Consider the following 14,427-nt stretch of genomic DNA (forward strand, 5'->3'; position numbering starts at 1 on the left):
TTGCCGAAATCGAATGAACTAAATCAAAATTTTACGATCAGATCAGGGACATTCATTTACTGACTTTGATTTCATGCCGAAGCCTCGCTATAAAACCAGCAACCGGCGCAAGTACAACAACGCACAAGTGGGTGAGACTTACGCATGATCAAAGCACTCAACAAGCTAACTGGGCTAGGTATGTCTGAAACTCAGTAAAAAGCAGCGAACTCGCTGCTTTTTACTATTGGATAGTGTCGCTACCTAGGTTAGAAATCACGAGGCTTGAACGCGACGAGCGAGCAGTGAATATGCTGCAGGATATTCTCGGCGGTGTTACCGATCACGACGCCTGATAGGCCGGTTCGCGCACTGGTGCCCATCACAAGTACGTCAATATCAATATTCGCCACACAACGAGGTATTTCATTGTCGGCCTCACCATGTAGGTGATGGATAACATTTTCCCCTTCAATACCAGATTCTTCAATTAAGCGGTTTAACTCGGCCAAGTGCTCGATTCGCGCCAATTCAATATTACGATTGAGTTCCTTTTCTGGCACTTTGATCCAAGCTTGGGTGCTGAGGTAGCTTTCTAGTTGGTATACCCAACAGCCTATGATGTGTAGGCGGCTGTCGCTTGAATCGGCAATCGCTCTTGCATGGCGTAGCAGATCAAGAGCCATGACTTTTTTCTCGTCATCGAATGGGTCGACATCAATGGCAACAGCCACTCGGCGTTTTTCGATTGGCTTGTTGTTGGGTTTATGAAGCCAAACAGGGCATGGGCACTCGCGTAGGAGTTGCATGTCTAGCGCTTTAAAACCGTCTTCACCTTCTGGTATCTCTTCTGTATCTTTGATGATGATATCGAACCCATGCTCGACAACGTGCTTAGAAATGCGTGCCGCAGGTTTGTCGCCAGCGGAAATGTGGATTGGAAACTCGATTGGCGTTTGAATGGCCGGATTGTTACTTACCGTGTCATCGAAGCTGGTTTTAATCGTATTGATAAGTGAGTTTTCGTAGGTTTCGCGGTAGTCCGACATGTGCTCCGGTAGAGGAGGGCATGCAATCAAACCTTCTAAGTTCGCTTGGTTTCGCAGCGTCAGCATGATGGATTGGCCTAATGAATCTTGGTGGGCAGTTAGGCCCTGACTCACGAAAAGGATGTCGTTGAACTGTTTCATAATAACCTCCATGCATCCAGCCAAGTAGTGTGGAAGACTGACTATCTTAGACACTCAAGCATAATTGAACTTCTTGCTTAATCAGCCACTTAGCCCTTGCTAAGTCAATGAATACCCTTTGATATTAATAGATTGTTAACAGCCAAAATCTGACCTTAATCAAAACTCAATCCGGGTTTTACGAATTTGGTGGGTTTTATGATCTGGCTCTACTGCCGGATCTTTGAACCTAGTTAATCGGTTGTGGCGGAGGGCTTTGGGCGATGTATCTTTAGCCTTCTCAATATTAGTTCCGAAAATGGCGTATTGTTTTGTACACTCTCGCTATAGTGAAGGGAAATGATAGACCTCTTATACGGAATTAATGGCGCATTACATGATTGACTCATTCTCAAATCTCACTTTCGAGCAGTGCCAGCAAGCACGCTTGTCAAGAGATCCCCGATTCGACGGCCGGTTCTTTATCGCGGTCAAATCAACAGGGATTTTTTGCCGAACGATTTGCCCTGCGCGAATGTCAAAAGAAGAAAATGTTGAATACTTCGGTGATAAGACGATTGCGCTCGAGGCGGGATACCGCCCATGTTTGCGGTGCCGCCCAGACAGTGCCCCCATTCTTGGGCTTGGAAGGGCGTCGAAACTACGTTCAGTCGAGCCGTCAAGCTGATTGACGAAGGCGCATTGAATAACCAATCCTTGCAAGTGCTGTCAGAGCGTTTAGGGGTGAGCGACCGTTACTTACGAAAGTTATTTAGTCAGTACCTTGGTATGTCCCCCAAACAGTATGCGCTCTATCAGCAACTTCTGTTCGCTAAACAGTTACTGCATACCAGTACATTGAGTATTACCGATATCGGCTTTGCGGTTGGTTTTCAAAGTACAAGACGTTTTAACGACGCATTTCGTAAACAACTGAAAATGAGCCCATCGGATATTCGAAGAAAACGCATGGCAGGCGAACGGACTCAGATCATTCTTAACTATCAAGGCGAGCTGAATTGGTCGCATTTAATGAGCTTCTATGAGTTGAGGGCCATTGAAGGGTTAGAGTCGGTAGAAGAGGGTTGTTACAGTCGCTCAGTTGTTATTCAAGGCAAGCAGGCTTGGTTTAAAGCAAGCCCAAAAGCCAAAGGACAAATTCTACTAGAGCTTGAAGTTGAAGATATTTCTATTCTTAAAGCTTTGATTAGTACCGTGCGTCGTATGCTGGATCTCGATGCCAATGTCGATGTGATAGAGCAACATTTGGAGAGTGTGGCTTCTGGGATCGTTAAATCAAGCGGCATTCGAATTCCTGGCGTATGGAGCGCTTGGGAGGCAGGTGTTAGGGCCATCCTCGGCCAGCAGGTGTCGGTGAAAGCGGCGATTGGTCAACTTAACTTGCTCGTTAAAGAGTTATCGGGCGGTGAGATACGTACTTTCCCAACACCTCAGCAAATAGCGCAGGCGGATTTGAGCTTTCTTCGCATGCCACAAAGCCGAAAGGACACCTTAGCGCGATTTGCCCAGTTCAATATCGAAAACCCAGAAGCGACACCTGATGAGTGGCTATCAATCAAGGGCATTGGGCCTTGGACGGTCAATTACGCGCTATTGCGTGGGCTTTCATTACCGAATCACTACTTAGACTCTGATCTTGTGGTTAAAAAATGGCAGCAGCAGTACCCGAACTTAAACAAAGCGTCCGCTTCACCGTGGGGCAGTTACGCGACTTTTCATTTATGGAATCACGCATGAAATACTACAGCATAATCCCAAGTGAACTGGGAGAGATCACCATTCAAGCCAGTGACAAGGGTGTGACCGGAATATGGTTCGAAACCTTTACCACCAAGCCGGAGGAATTAGGCACGCGAAAGGATGACCATCATGTTCTGGTGGAAGCGTCGAATCAGCTTAATGCCTATTTTGCCAAAGAGCGTCAGAAGTTTGATTTGCCTCTGGATCTGAAGGGTACAGAGTTCCAAAAGCAAGTATGGCAAGCGTTAACCCGCATCCCTTACGGCGAAACGTGGAGTTATAAAGAACTGGCTGAGCTGATCAATCGCCCACAAGCGGTGAGAGCTGTAGGAACAGCAAATGGTAAAAACCCGATTTCTATCGTTGTCCCTTGTCACCGCGTAATCGGTGCAAACGGAAAGTTGACCGGGTATGCAGGTGGTGTTGAGCGCAAAGAAGTGTTGTTGAGGTTGGAGAAGGGTAAGTAAACCAAAGAACTTTGGCAGTATGCAATTTTTACCTAAGTGTACGAATACTAATCATTATCTTGTCGTTGCGATGACTTGATTGGTCTTGGTTCATGGACAATCTTTGGGGTGTGTCGGACAGGCATTAGCTTCGTCTGATGATTAAACCCGATTTATTGAACAGAGTACCAAAATAAATGAGAATTCAAACCCTAGCGATTGCTGTTTGCTGCGCAATGCTTCTTGTTGGCTGTGCTTCTAGCACAGCAATTGATTCTGGAAAAACGAGGGCCTATGCCAGTTCGCATGAACTTGCTGGTCAAGCTTCTTGGTATGGCAGCAAGTATCATGGCAGGCTAACCGCAAGTGGCGAACGTTACAATATGAGAGCCTATACTGCCGCCCATAAAACCCTTCCTTTCGGCACGGTAGTACGTGTTACCAATACTCGAAATAACAAATCGGTCGATGTGAAAATCAACGACCGAGGGCCATTTGTCAAAGGGCGAGTGATTGATTTATCGCGAAAGTCGTTTGACAAGATTGGCGACATTAAAGGCGGCCTAGTACCTGTGAAGATAGACGTTATCGATGATAGCAATACGTTTAGGTATAAACACTAAAGCGTAACGTCGAAAAGGACGACCACTGAAATTTTTTGAAATAAGGGCGTTGACTCTCCTATACGGGAGGGTTTAAGGTAGTACCTCATTCAAGAGTCAATGAGGACAAATATTATGAAAACAGCTTTCATCAGTGGTGCTACATCGGGTATTGGTTATGAGTTTGCTAAACAGTTAGCAGGGCAAGGATATGCGCTCGTTCTTCACGGTCGTAACCAAGATGTACTGGCGCAACTTGAGCAAGATTTACCAAACGTTAAGCAAACCTTACAAGCAGATTTGAGCGACCCAGATCAGCTCGAAACGTTAATTAGCCAACTCGATGACTTGGAAACAAAAATTGATGTTGCGGTGAACAATGCAGGTTTTGGTTTGTATGGCGATCATTTGTCGCTCAGTGAGGTCGATATCAACGCCATGATTCATCTCAACATCGTTGCAACCACGCGCTTGAGTCGTTACTTTGCGCAAAGAATGGTAGAACAAAAATCGGGTCATATTTTAAATGTGGCATCGACTGCCGCCTACCAACCGCCGCCTTATTTGGCCGCTTATGCTGCGAGTAAGGCGTATGTGGCTAACTTTACCGAAGCGCTGAAAATGGAGTTAAAACCCTCTAATGTGTCTGTGACTTGTTTGTCGCCAGGTCGAACTGATACGGGATTCTTTCATTTTGAAGGAGGGGAAGATCAAGCATCCGAAGAGGGCGTATTCTCGAAAAAGTATCGAGCTAGCCCTGCCAAGGTGGCAAACAAAGGACTGAAAGCGCTGTTTAGCGGAAAAAATCGCGAAATTCCATTTCTAGAAAACAAAATGTACGTGTTTCTCAACCGCATATTGTCTCGAACGAGTGTCGTTAACTTCTACTATAAAGCGATGAAAAGCGCTTAGTCTGTAGGCTCTAACGATTCCAGCAAGCAGGCGTTGTAATGGGCAACGCTTTGCTCTAGCTCGGTTAATCCTTTAAGTTTTTCTTTGATGGTCTTTTGCTGCGCGAGCAACACGGTGCGTTTCTTTTCTATTTCTTGGACTAACAGGTCCATCGGCACTACGCCTTTTTCAGTTTTGGCTTTAGCGATGGCTTTGAGTTCAGCGAGGCTAAACCCAAGACGTTTGGCTAGCTGGATCATGTTCAGAACATCGACAAAACTGTTGTCGTAGATCCGGTATTTCTCTTTTCTTAAGGGGGCTTAATCAGCCCAATTTCTTCGTAATGGCGAATGGCTTTCACGCTCACACCCGTTATTTTGGATAGTTCGCCGATGTACATAATTATCTCCAATAAAACAGGACTTTATTGTTAGCCAGAATGAGCGCTAAACATAGTGTCAATTATTGGAATTGGGGCAATTGGGCATGATTAGTAGATAAACTACAGGGAACACTTGGAAAGAAAAATGGAGAGGTGTGGCTATAAATCCCATAGCTTTTTGGTTTCTTGTTCAATCAAGATTTGTTCGATTCGTTTTCTTACCGAATGAATGTTGTTGTTCTTCACATCAGTTTTACAAGGAGCTTGTGACTTTAGGGTATTTGAGTTGTTGCGTATAGATTTTTTCAATGTTTATTATTCTCTATCACTTTAGATAAAAACTACCTAAAATCGCTCCTGTCGAACTAATTATTTTTCCTGAAGCTGTCGACTCACAAAATGAAAAATTAAGAGAAAGGCAGCCAGTGCTTATTTTAGGGAGTATATGACGTTGCAATACGTCTGAATTTAACTGACTAATTTCGGCGGACCAAGAGGTGTTGCTATGTTTGAGGTGGTAATTAATTGAGTACAATTATTGTTTATCTCGCTGTGACTTTTGTTCACGTAAAACATAATACCAGTATGTTTTTCTATTACTTTTTCTATTCATATTGCTCTTTGATTGGTTATAAAAGTTGAGAGCTCGCTATAACTAGGAAGTAGGCAAACTCTCAGAACATTGATTAAGCGACTGTTACATCAGTTGCTTGGGGCCTTTGCCACCTTGCTCAACGTTGAAGGACACTTTCTGGCCATCGGCCAGAGTTTTGAAACCTTCACTCACAATTGATCTGAAATGAACGAACAGGTCAGAGCCGCCATTATCAGGAGTGATAAAGCCAAAGCCTTTCGTTTCGTTGAACCATTTTACTGAGCCAGTTATTTTACTAGACATAGGTATCTCTATATTAGATTGAATTTAAAGAGAGCTACTAAATAAGGAATGAAGAAAAAGGTATCGCAGAGAAAAATGATGTGTCAAATCGAAAAGAAACTGAGAAGGTCTTGAACTAAATAAGTTATCAATAGCTCGCTTGTGGAGCTTTTATTTACTATACACACTAATTTTTAAATAGATACACTTTTATCAGATTATTTTTACTGATATTACTTTAGCTGTAGAAAATAGATCGTTTACAGGCCATTTTAGGGTTACAGAAAAGTTATCAATAGCCCCGCTTACTTTAACGATTTCATGATTTTATCAAGCTCGCTACGCTTCTTAGCGCTAAGGCCAACTTCTTTAGCAAATTGTTCGGCTAACTTATCAGAAAGCTTCGCATAGGCTTTGGCGCGATCTTCTTTTGACATTGCGCGATAGGATTTTATGAATTGCAGCATTTGTAACGACTTCACCGTTTGATTTTTCTAACGATATCATGAAAAAGGATTAAATTGAGCAACGGTTCGTTTTGTTCTCAGTCATCTTTATGCCGAACGGACTTGACGATCATTTTACCGTCGATGTTGGTCACAACGATGGTTTTGTCCTTTAACTGCTCAATGGTAAGCCCTTCGACTCGAATGAAATCACCCAGTTCAACACCTTCACCCACACTAACACTGCCTAATACAACAGGATGCTTGGTCTCATAGCCACCAAACCATTTATTGGCGAATAGTTGATCGAACTCTACCTTTCCCGACTCGCCTTCATTGGGCATAACACTGTCTGAGCAACCAGCAAGAGTCAAAGCTAACAGAGTTGCTAACATTAGCGTTTTTAAATACATCGCTTATTTCCTTTTAGTCGCAGACTTTAAGCATAATTGGCACAAATGAAGGGCTATTATGCCTCAAAATTTGTGACAAAAGACGCTCGGCGGCTATAAGTATGATCTTTGGGATTGATGTGATTGGAAGAAACTCAAGTTTTATTGTTAATTCTATTGTTATAAATAGGTTAAAATATGAAAATAATATAGACTAAATTATCAGTATCAGATAATTAAGGATAATTGTCATGCCTCTCTCCTCACAAAATGTGCTTGAAATCGCAGGCGACCCAGTCGATGACAAGCAGCTTTTTTTCTTAAGGTTTTTTAGCGAAGTCAGCATTGATGACAAAGTGAAAACGCCTGAGCAAATTAGAAAAAACCGAAAGGTGATGAACAAAGTTCGCAAAATCGGTGATGAAATAAAAGATCTTAATAGCTCCCAAGATAACAAAGAAGCGGTCGGTGAAACGTCTAACGGAATCTACGACCAAATGAACAGTGTGGTGAAAGGGGTTCCGGGCATCGAGCTGTTGCCATCCAACGCGCTAACCGACATGAAACCTTTAATATTCGATTTAGTGAGCGACGTGTGGGAAGAGTTCGCGCCTTTTATTAAGGACACGAAAGGTATAGTGAAGGGCGCTTATAAAGGCATTAAAGGCGTTTCACTATACAAAAAGGCGACTAAGGTGATATCCGTCGCTGACAGCGAAGGCCAAAAGACACTGCGTGTGGTTAGACGAAAAATCAAAGCTGCGGCATTGGAAGATGGCCTACTCGAGTTCTCAGTCAACTCTGCAACCTTGGTGGTTAACATTATTTCACTGGGTGCTGCCGCTCCTGCAACGGCGATAGCGAGAGCCGCTAAGTCGATTTGCCAATGGTGTATCAACTATATCTATCGTTTGATTACGATTGCCCGCTATAAGAAGTTCCAGAAAGAGTGTCTTCAAATGTATTTCCGTAAAGGCAGTCTTTCAGGTTATGAAGTAGCGAAATTCTTCAATAAGAATATTCAAGATATCCCTGTTGTGGCGATGATGTGGATTCTTCACCCGCTTGTGAGCTCAAAAGAAGAGGTGCTGGTGGGCGTACTTGATTTACCTGCTTATAAGAAACGTTCATTTATGAAAAAGCATATGCGTAAGGTGAAGTACAAGTTTAAGAAAGAGAACGATAAATTTGCTACGTATGCACCCGGTAGCGAATTGGCGGGTAAGATCTATAAGTCTTATGAGAAGACGCGTAAGTTTGCCAGAAAGTACATTAAGAAGTCATGTATTGAGTTCGTCACCATGGATGTAATTTATAAGGCGTACTTGTCGCAGATCGTCGATGGTGTCAGTTACCTGAATGTGTCGAAAGATGAATTTGATAAAGCCTTAAGCACTAAAGATAAGTTAAAGGTTAAGTTCAAAGAAGCGAAAGAGTACGTTTCCTAATACTGGGTAAACAAGTGTTCAGATTTAAGTCAGTACGAAAATGCCCTAATGGTTGACTGTCCATTAGGGCATTTTATTTCACAGTAAACGCTGTGATGTTAAAGCGCTTAATCTTACGTTAAATCGAACTTATAAGGGCTCTCGGACCGTTTGCATAGCAAACTGGAGGGAGAAGAAGTTTTCTACCAAAACATCAATTTTTGGGTTGTCCCCATGTGGGTTTGTGAATAGGTATCGAGTTGTTGAGTTAACGCGTTGTCGGTGCACTTTTCATAGATTTGAAGTAGCTTACCATTGGTTAAGCAGACCGAAGTCATGTAGAGCAAGGTGGATTCAAGCTCTTCATTGGTCAGCGCATCAAGTTTGGTTTCTAAATTTAAGGTTGGAATTGCAAGTGGGGCAGATTCTTTGAGTGGAATGTATGACAGCTCGTTCATCAGCTTCATTACCACACGTTGCTCGTTGTCAGAGAGTGTTCCTTTCATATCGTTTTGAAACTGGTCTAATACCGCTTCGGTATAGCTCTGTTGTGCGCGCATAGCAAAGCTGCTACTGGCAAATAAGAGACTTATAATAACTAGAACAATTCTCATCCCTTTAATCCTCCTAGATTCGTCCTTTCGGCATCTATCTTTTAGTCTAGAACACCGTGGTTGAGCTTAGTGCCTTGCCTTCGACAAATGTGACAGGCAAGGCTTTATTAGTGGGCGTTTTTTGACCATATCTTACTTGTCGGGCAGATAAAGGTTTTCTTTAGTGAGTCAGTTGGTTCTCATCTTGTCTAAAGTGTTCTTCGCTGTGAGGTGAAGTGAACGCCATAACAATGAGCCTAATGGATTCAAGAATCACTGAGCTGGCTAGAAGTAACGTGAGGTTCGGGGCCATGTTGAAAAGTTCGTGATACCCCATTCCTCGACCTAATATGATGCCAATTATCCACGGCATCGCCAGTAATGAAGCGATCTTAACGGATGTTTGTAGCAGTACCTGTCGCTTTTGTTTTTCCGACAGTTGACCTTTCCCTTGCCGTACTTTAACGATTCCGCGCACGCTAGAGAAAAGATCTGCAACGATGAGAAGAGGTAAAAGTATGGATAGCCATTTGATAATGGGATTAGGTGAATGATCTTCACCAATCACTTCTGCAATCATAGCTTGAGTCAGATCTCGTATGGCAAACAGGCTTTGAGGCAGGTTATAGCTATTGGAAAGTATCACAACGGAAAGATCGGCTTCTGGTATATATACCGCTTTTGCTAGGTATCCATCCACATCACCGTCGTGACCAATTCCCTTCATACCAAAGTAGGTGTCATGCGACCAGCCATAGGAATAGGCTTGAGGGATTGAAGCGGCATCGTGCATCAGCTTAAGTGCAGACATGGAAAGAATGGCCTGGCCATCGTTGCCAAGACCATCACGCTGAAATCTCAAAAAACGGTTATAGTCATCAGCGCTGCTTAACAGGTATCCTGATGGAATATCAGCTTCCGCTGGGTGTGACCTAACCGGTATCGATACTCGCATTAAAGAGATGTGGCCTGTCGTTTCAATTGGAAGGTGCTGCGGCGTGCCGCTTGAGTCCATTCCAAGTGGGGTAAAAAGCGAGTCTTTTAAAAATTGAGCAAATGATTGACCACTTACACGTTCAACTAAAAGCCCTAAGAGATCATAACCTAGATTACTGTAGTACCAGTTTTCATCGGGCTCCGCATACAAGCTAGCTTGGGCCATCAAATCTATTAAAGATTCAAGTGAGTCATTAGGTTGGTATTGATAGCGAAAGTTTTGTGATGAAAGGCCCGAGGTGTGGCTCATTAATCGGCGAATAGTCAGATCATTTTCGCGGCCGTCTGCCAGTTTCAAATCAGGAATATAGGTGGTGATTGGTTGACTAATGTCGATTTTCCCTTGTTGCTCAAGAATTATTACAGCAGTGGCTGTAATGGGTTTTGAAAGCGAAGCAATAAGGGTTGTTGTATCTGGGTTCCAAAGCGGGTCTGACCCCGCCGAGCCTGAGAAGATGACGTCATCGCCATGAGAAATTACGGTCGTAATATTTTCTGCACCATACAATGTAATGTAATCATCAAGAAGTGTATTTATTCGCTCTGAATTAGCGGAAGCGAAGGAGCTAAAGAGTGTGAAAAGGGCTAACCAAGGCAAAAACTTCATCGTGGTCCTCTTGAAGAAAGGCTCTGTAAATTGTGGCTGCATATAAGTGTACGGAATCACTCTAACTGATTGAAAAAATGCCACAATCTACAAATGATCAATGAACCAGCTTTGCGATGCGGGGTAAGGTTTATTGAAACAGATGTTTAAGTCGTCTCAATTTATCAATGAAATGTCTGTTTAAGCTGATCAAGCCCGAAGTAAAGTGCTTACCAGAAAGCCTGAGAGTAAGACTGTTTAATTTTCGTTAAATCAGTTACTTTGGTGACAGGGAATAAATAGTTCTAGGTGGACCATGTTTGAACAAGTCATAGGGATTCTTTTTCCTGTCTTTGCACTGGTTACGGTCGGTTTTTCGGTTGGGCGTTGGTTGAAGCCCGATTTTAAGCCAATCAATCGCATCAACATGGATACTTTTACGCCCGCTTTAGTTTTTTCATCGCTGGTGGCGATGCCGCTTGATACTCAACAAGTCCCGCTTTTGAGTGCATCAGTCGTTGCTGTGTTGGTTCCCGGTTTGGTTATGATCCCTCTGTGCCGTCTTTTCAAGCTGCGCTATAAGGCTTGGGCACCACCCCATATGTTTCGCAACAGTGGAAATCTGGCTATTCCACTATTTACTTATACGTTTGGTGATACGGCCTTAGCGTCCGCAGTGCTTCTTTTTGTTGTTTCTGCATGTATCCATATCAGCTTGGGCCTAGCATTATTGAGTGAAGGAAATCCATTCAAACAGATCATCAAAATGCCGATATTCCTCGCGGCAATGAGCGCCCTCATACTGAACTTATCAGGTATTGGCATGTGGTCGCCACTTTATGAAGCGACAGTGCTTTTGGGCCAAGCGGCGGTGCCCGTTATGCTGCTCTCGCTAGGCGCACAAATGTGTAATATGCGGTTGAGTGGATTGAAAGTCGGCGTATTTTGTACGCTTCAATCGCTCTTTACAGGAGCAATTGCTTTCGCTGTGATCTATTTTTTCATTCCTCTTCCGACTATGCAGCTTCAGATGATGGTGCTGTTTACCATGTTACCTCCCGCAGTTATGAATTATCTGTTCGCAGAACGTTTTCAAATTGAATCCACCAAGGTGGCTTCAATGGTGCTATTTGGTAACTTCTTCAGCCTGCTAACGTTACCACTATTGCTTACTTTCGCGCTCTCCTTATAGTTGGGGTTTCGCTTATAACTCGCGTTTGATCATCGAGGGGATTGCAGCACTCTGAAAATAAAATGAGTGCAATAGCAAAGATTGGCAGATGACCTATCACCTCATGAGCGCCAGAGACCGTTGTAGTGATAGTGAAGACGACGATGAGAAATGTCACGACGATTCGATTGGCGATGCCCACCATAAGCATTCCGCCCAGTAAAATCTCACAAAGCCCAGCGAACCAAACAAAATGTAGATGGGAGAACTGCTCCCAGCCTAACAGTGCAAATACATTGTAATGTGGGTATTGTTCTAGAAAAGCCAGCGAGAGCCCTGGGCTCAGTAGCTTGTTATGGAACCCTAATACCAGTAATTGTAAGCCGAGCATCACTCGCAATATGATGGTGGCGATTTGCCTCAAGTTCAACATGAGCGAAAGTGGGTATAGGTTCTGCTGATCGGCAAGGCTCAGGTTTGGGCCAATCAGTACAAGCGCAATACCGATTCCCAGTAGTTCAAACAGATAGTCGATGGTCAAAGTAAAAGGCAGGATAAAGAGTGTAACGATGGTGAGAACAATGACGAACACACCACTGAGGGATACTGACACAACCATGGCTAAAGCAATGGCGATTTGCAGCACCACGCCCAACATCTGATGTTGCGTATCCAATTGTAAATTGGGCGCAATAAAGATTCCTGTTAATGAGTTAACAATAAAAAAAGCTACGATGGCCACGCAATAGAGGCGCCAGAAAACGAGGGAGCGTTTAAAGAACGGAGCAGATGTTACATGCCTTAACCATCCCGATTGCGTGATCCAATAAGCCAATGCAGCAAAGGCGATACAGACAAAGAATATTGTTATCGCCAGAGCATCGAGAGGCAGGGAAGCTTCCCGATAGTTTTGTCCATCCACAAACCAGCGAACATGGGCTAAACAAGGCACGCAAAACAAAGATAGAGTGATCAGGCTTAATGTTCTCATGGTGTGTTCTCCAGTTTTGATGGTGGGTGAAGCGAGCTGTTTTTACCTTGAGAGTTGTGCCGAATTTGAACTCCACTTTCCAGCGTTTTTAAAAAAGCGACGAGCTGTTTTCTTTGATAAGGAAGTAAAAAAAGATGTTCTAATTCGGTATGTGCGAGCTGATTGGTCGGCGCTCGATTGTAGTAGTCAATTACTGCATCTAATGAGGGAAAAGCGCCATTATGCATGTAGGGTGAAGTCAAAGTGACATTTCGTAACGAAGGGACTTTAAAAGCATGCATTAAACCGTCGCCTTCGCGTTTCATATAGATGAGCTCGTTACAATCACGCTTTATCTTCGTATTGAATTTACCAAGACAATTGAATGGACTGTTCAGTACTTCCTCAATGCCTTTAAGTCGCCCAGCGTCGGTTTGGCTGCTAGGCGCGGCGGTGACGGAAAAATGATGGTTAGTAAACATAGGTCCGTTATGGCAGCGAATACATTGCGACTTCTCGCTTAGGAAAAGCTTCAACCCTTGCTCTTCGGTTTTTGTGAGGATCTGATTGGCTAACGTTAGGTCACCATTCGATAGCGCTTGAACATACTCATCAAAACGAGACGGGGCAGGCATGAGTTGAGATTGATAGGCCGCGATGGCTGTCCCTATCGTCGCGAACAACTGGTTGATTTTAGTTTGTTGGTCAAATGTGAGCGTATTCCAATGCCTATTGGCATTTAAATCAGTCTCTAGATTGGGTGAAGCGCGTTTGGGAAGTGAGCTTTGATTTTCAAGAAACCAAACAGCTAAACGATGAATGCTTGCCCTCGAATCTTCATTGCTTTGACGGGTCAAATCTGAGGGATGAATGCTTTGAAAGAAACGTTCTGTGTGATTTAGCAGCACTAAACGTACAATCTCAAGTCGGGTTAGACCGTGTTCAGCTTTTGTTTCAAAAGGAACAAGTGCCTGAGACCACAGGCTATCAGCTCTCCCATCCCAGAACTGCCACGTTGATGTTGCACTTCCAACGACGGTAGGCGTATTGCGACTGCCATCGGTCTTGTTTCCAGAAGTGAAATAGCGCTTTGGATCGTGACAACTGGCACAAGAAGTACGCTTGTCTTTGCTGAGTGACTGATCGAAAAAGAGGGCTTGGCCAAGCTGAATGGCAGAGTCAATATCTGAAAAAACATTGTCGCTATTGTTCACTAACTGGGCGCGAGATATATGCATAGACGTTAAAAGAGTCAGATCATCGTCGGACCAATGATGGCGAATCATATTGGGTTCGTTACAGCCGGTGAGCCCTAGGCTGATGAGCAATACGCCAAGTAACGTGAATATTTGATGTCTAAATATCGAACGTAATGGTGAAGTCATGCTTATTACGCTCGTTATCCTCACAATTAAGCACAAGCTGCCAAGTGCCAGGCATGTGAAATTTAATGCCCTCTAAAACGTAGCGCCCTTTGTTTGTCGCTGGTGTTATCGCGGGTTCAGTTGGGAGCCCATGATTATGGCTTGGCATCCCGCCATTAATAGTTAGCTGTGCGCAAGGTTGTGTAGCGCCATCTCCGTTGATGAATTCGAACTCCCAGCTGTGAAACTGATTGATCGAAATCTCAACGGGGGAATAGGCGACAGATGTCCAACCCGAGTCATCCGCCGTTACTATTTCTTGGCTTGAGATAATCGTCAGTAATGTGGTTGCAACGACAAGGCTCATTGTCTGCA

16 protein-coding genes and 1 pseudogene are annotated in these 14,427 nt (G+C 43.8%); 6 read left to right on the plus strand and 11 right to left on the minus strand.

The features are described 5' to 3' along the window. Positions 1-248 precede the first annotated feature (248 nt). Positions 249-1,169, minus strand: coding sequence for a universal stress protein (locus UA76_RS10360; protein WP_047045677.1), 921 nt, complete (start codon positions 1,167-1,169; stop codon positions 249-251). 376 nt (positions 1,170-1,545) lie between these two features. On the opposite strand from UA76_RS10360, the pseudogene UA76_RS10365 reads away from it, so the two are divergent. The 4 genes and pseudogenes from UA76_RS10365 to UA76_RS10380 all read left to right on the plus strand — a co-directional run bounded on the left by UA76_RS10365 (position 1,546) and on the right by UA76_RS10380 (position 4,869). Beyond that, positions 1,546-2,906, plus strand: a pseudogene (locus UA76_RS10365) (AlkA N-terminal domain-containing protein). Beyond that, positions 2,903-3,376 carry a methylated-DNA--[protein]-cysteine S-methyltransferase gene (locus UA76_RS10370; protein WP_047045681.1) on the plus strand — a complete coding sequence of 158 codons (474 nt, stop codon included), beginning with the start codon at positions 2,903-2,905 and terminating at the stop codon, positions 3,374-3,376. The pseudogene UA76_RS10365 and the gene UA76_RS10370 overlap by 4 nt, the downstream one beginning before the upstream one ends. A gap of 176 nt (positions 3,377-3,552) precedes the next feature. Next, on the plus strand, positions 3,553-3,978 hold the full coding sequence (locus tag UA76_RS10375) for a septal ring lytic transglycosylase RlpA family protein (RefSeq protein ID WP_047045684.1): 426 nt from the start codon (positions 3,553-3,555) through the stop codon (positions 3,976-3,978). A 114-nt stretch (positions 3,979-4,092) separates the two neighbouring features. Further along, entirely contained in the window at positions 4,093-4,869 is a 777-nt protein-coding gene (locus tag UA76_RS10380; RefSeq protein WP_047045687.1) for an SDR family NAD(P)-dependent oxidoreductase, read from the plus strand. Here UA76_RS10380 and UA76_RS24635 read toward each other — a convergent pair. The 5 genes from UA76_RS24635 to UA76_RS10395 all read right to left on the minus strand — a co-directional run bounded on the left by UA76_RS24635 (position 4,866) and on the right by UA76_RS10395 (position 6,966). Then, the gene (locus UA76_RS24635; RefSeq protein WP_238322251.1) at positions 4,866-5,108 is read right to left on the minus strand and encodes a MerR family transcriptional regulator; all 243 of its coding nucleotides are present in this window, start codon (positions 5,106-5,108) and stop codon (positions 4,866-4,868) included. The genes UA76_RS10380 and UA76_RS24635 overlap by 4 nt on opposite strands. Positions 5,109-5,158: 50 nt before the next feature. Further along, positions 5,159-5,248, minus strand: coding sequence for a MerR family DNA-binding transcriptional regulator (locus tag UA76_RS24640; protein ID WP_238322252.1), 90 nt, complete (start codon positions 5,246-5,248; stop codon positions 5,159-5,161). A gap of 679 nt (positions 5,249-5,927) precedes the next feature. After that, positions 5,928-6,128, minus strand: a complete 201-nt coding sequence (locus UA76_RS10390) for a cold-shock protein (protein ID WP_047045690.1) — start codon at positions 6,126-6,128, stop codon at positions 5,928-5,930. A 284-nt stretch (positions 6,129-6,412) separates the two neighbouring features. Continuing rightward, positions 6,413-6,574, minus strand: a complete 162-nt coding sequence (locus UA76_RS23670; RefSeq protein WP_157617616.1) for a hypothetical protein — start codon at positions 6,572-6,574, stop codon at positions 6,413-6,415. A gap of 77 nt (positions 6,575-6,651) precedes the next feature. Next, entirely contained in the window at positions 6,652-6,966 is a 315-nt protein-coding gene (locus tag UA76_RS10395) for a hypothetical protein (RefSeq protein ID WP_047045692.1), read from the minus strand. Positions 6,967-7,196: 230 nt separating this feature from the next. Between UA76_RS10395 and UA76_RS10400 the strand changes: the two genes are divergently transcribed. Beyond that, on the plus strand, positions 7,197-8,393 hold the full coding sequence (locus UA76_RS10400) for a hypothetical protein (RefSeq protein WP_047045694.1): 1,197 nt from the start codon (positions 7,197-7,199) through the stop codon (positions 8,391-8,393). Between the two features lie 182 nt (positions 8,394-8,575). On the opposite strand, the gene UA76_RS10405 is transcribed toward UA76_RS10400, so the two are convergent. Then, positions 8,576-8,932, minus strand: a complete 357-nt coding sequence (locus UA76_RS10405) for a hypothetical protein (protein WP_157617617.1) — start codon at positions 8,930-8,932, stop codon at positions 8,576-8,578. Between the two features lie 214 nt (positions 8,933-9,146). Then, positions 9,147-10,568: a serine hydrolase domain-containing protein gene (locus tag UA76_RS10410; protein WP_047045701.1), complete on the minus strand. Its 1,422-nt coding sequence runs from the start codon at positions 10,566-10,568 to the stop codon at positions 9,147-9,149. Between the two features lie 295 nt (positions 10,569-10,863). Between UA76_RS10410 and UA76_RS10415 the strand changes: the two genes are divergently transcribed. Beyond that, positions 10,864-11,739 (plus strand): AEC family transporter, encoded by an 876-nt coding sequence (locus UA76_RS10415; RefSeq protein ID WP_047045704.1) that lies wholly within the window; start codon positions 10,864-10,866, stop codon positions 11,737-11,739. On the opposite strand, the gene UA76_RS10420 is transcribed toward UA76_RS10415, so the two are convergent. From UA76_RS10420 to UA76_RS10430, 3 genes are read right to left on the minus strand one after another with little or no spacing between them, the layout of a single operon-like run. Next, positions 11,717-12,709, minus strand: a complete 993-nt coding sequence (locus tag UA76_RS10420) for a hypothetical protein (RefSeq protein WP_047045706.1) — start codon at positions 12,707-12,709, stop codon at positions 11,717-11,719. The two genes, UA76_RS10415 and UA76_RS10420, sit on opposite strands and share 23 nt — an antisense overlap. Next, on the minus strand, positions 12,706-14,073 hold the full coding sequence (locus UA76_RS10425; RefSeq protein ID WP_084705499.1) for a cytochrome-c peroxidase: 1,368 nt from the start codon (positions 14,071-14,073) through the stop codon (positions 12,706-12,708). Before UA76_RS10425 ends, UA76_RS10420 begins: the two co-directional genes overlap by 4 nt. Next, positions 14,045-14,419 (minus strand): FixH family protein, encoded by a 375-nt coding sequence (locus UA76_RS10430; RefSeq protein ID WP_052772008.1) that lies wholly within the window; start codon positions 14,417-14,419, stop codon positions 14,045-14,047. Before UA76_RS10430 ends, UA76_RS10425 begins: the two co-directional genes overlap by 29 nt. Positions 14,420-14,427 lie beyond the last annotated feature (8 nt).

The organism is Vibrio mexicanus (assembly GCF_001012815.1).
In the GTDB taxonomy this organism is placed as follows: domain Bacteria; phylum Pseudomonadota; class Gammaproteobacteria; order Enterobacterales; family Vibrionaceae; genus Vibrio; species Vibrio mexicanus.

Coding starts and splice junctions, on each gene's coding strand:
- UA76_RS10405 (WP_157617617.1), bottom strand. CDS start 8,932: ATGCGCGCACAACAGAGCTATACCGAAGCGGTATTAGACCAGTTTCAA.
- UA76_RS10430 (WP_052772008.1), bottom strand. CDS start 14,419: ATGAGCCTTGTCGTTGCAACCACATTACTGACGATTATCTCAAGCCAA.
- UA76_RS10415 (WP_047045704.1), top strand. CDS start 10,864: ATGTTTGAACAAGTCATAGGGATTCTTTTTCCTGTCTTTGCACTGGTT.
- UA76_RS10360 (WP_047045677.1), bottom strand. CDS start 1,169: ATGAAACAGTTCAACGACATCCTTTTCGTGAGTCAGGGCCTAACTGCC.
- UA76_RS23670 (WP_157617616.1), bottom strand. CDS start 6,574: ATGCTGCAATTCATAAAATCCTATCGCGCAATGTCAAAAGAAGATCGC.
- UA76_RS10400 (WP_047045694.1), top strand. CDS start 7,197: ATGCCTCTCTCCTCACAAAATGTGCTTGAAATCGCAGGCGACCCAGTC.
- UA76_RS10410 (WP_047045701.1), bottom strand. CDS start 10,568: ATGAAGTTTTTGCCTTGGTTAGCCCTTTTCACACTCTTTAGCTCCTTC.
- UA76_RS24635 (WP_238322251.1), bottom strand. CDS start 5,108: ATGATCCAGCTAGCCAAACGTCTTGGGTTTAGCCTCGCTGAACTCAAA.
- UA76_RS10420 (WP_047045706.1), bottom strand. CDS start 12,709: ATGAGAACATTAAGCCTGATCACTCTATCTTTGTTTTGCGTGCCTTGT.
- UA76_RS10380 (WP_047045687.1), top strand. CDS start 4,093: ATGAAAACAGCTTTCATCAGTGGTGCTACATCGGGTATTGGTTATGAG.
- UA76_RS10390 (WP_047045690.1), bottom strand. CDS start 6,128: ATGTCTAGTAAAATAACTGGCTCAGTAAAATGGTTCAACGAAACGAAA.
- UA76_RS10375 (WP_047045684.1), top strand. CDS start 3,553: ATGAGAATTCAAACCCTAGCGATTGCTGTTTGCTGCGCAATGCTTCTT.
- UA76_RS10370 (WP_047045681.1), top strand. CDS start 2,903: ATGAAATACTACAGCATAATCCCAAGTGAACTGGGAGAGATCACCATT.
- UA76_RS10425 (WP_084705499.1), bottom strand. CDS start 14,073: ATGACTTCACCATTACGTTCGATATTTAGACATCAAATATTCACGTTA.
- UA76_RS10395 (WP_047045692.1), bottom strand. CDS start 6,966: ATGTATTTAAAAACGCTAATGTTAGCAACTCTGTTAGCTTTGACTCTT.
- UA76_RS24640 (WP_238322252.1), bottom strand. CDS start 5,248: ATGTACATCGGCGAACTATCCAAAATAACGGGTGTGAGCGTGAAAGCC.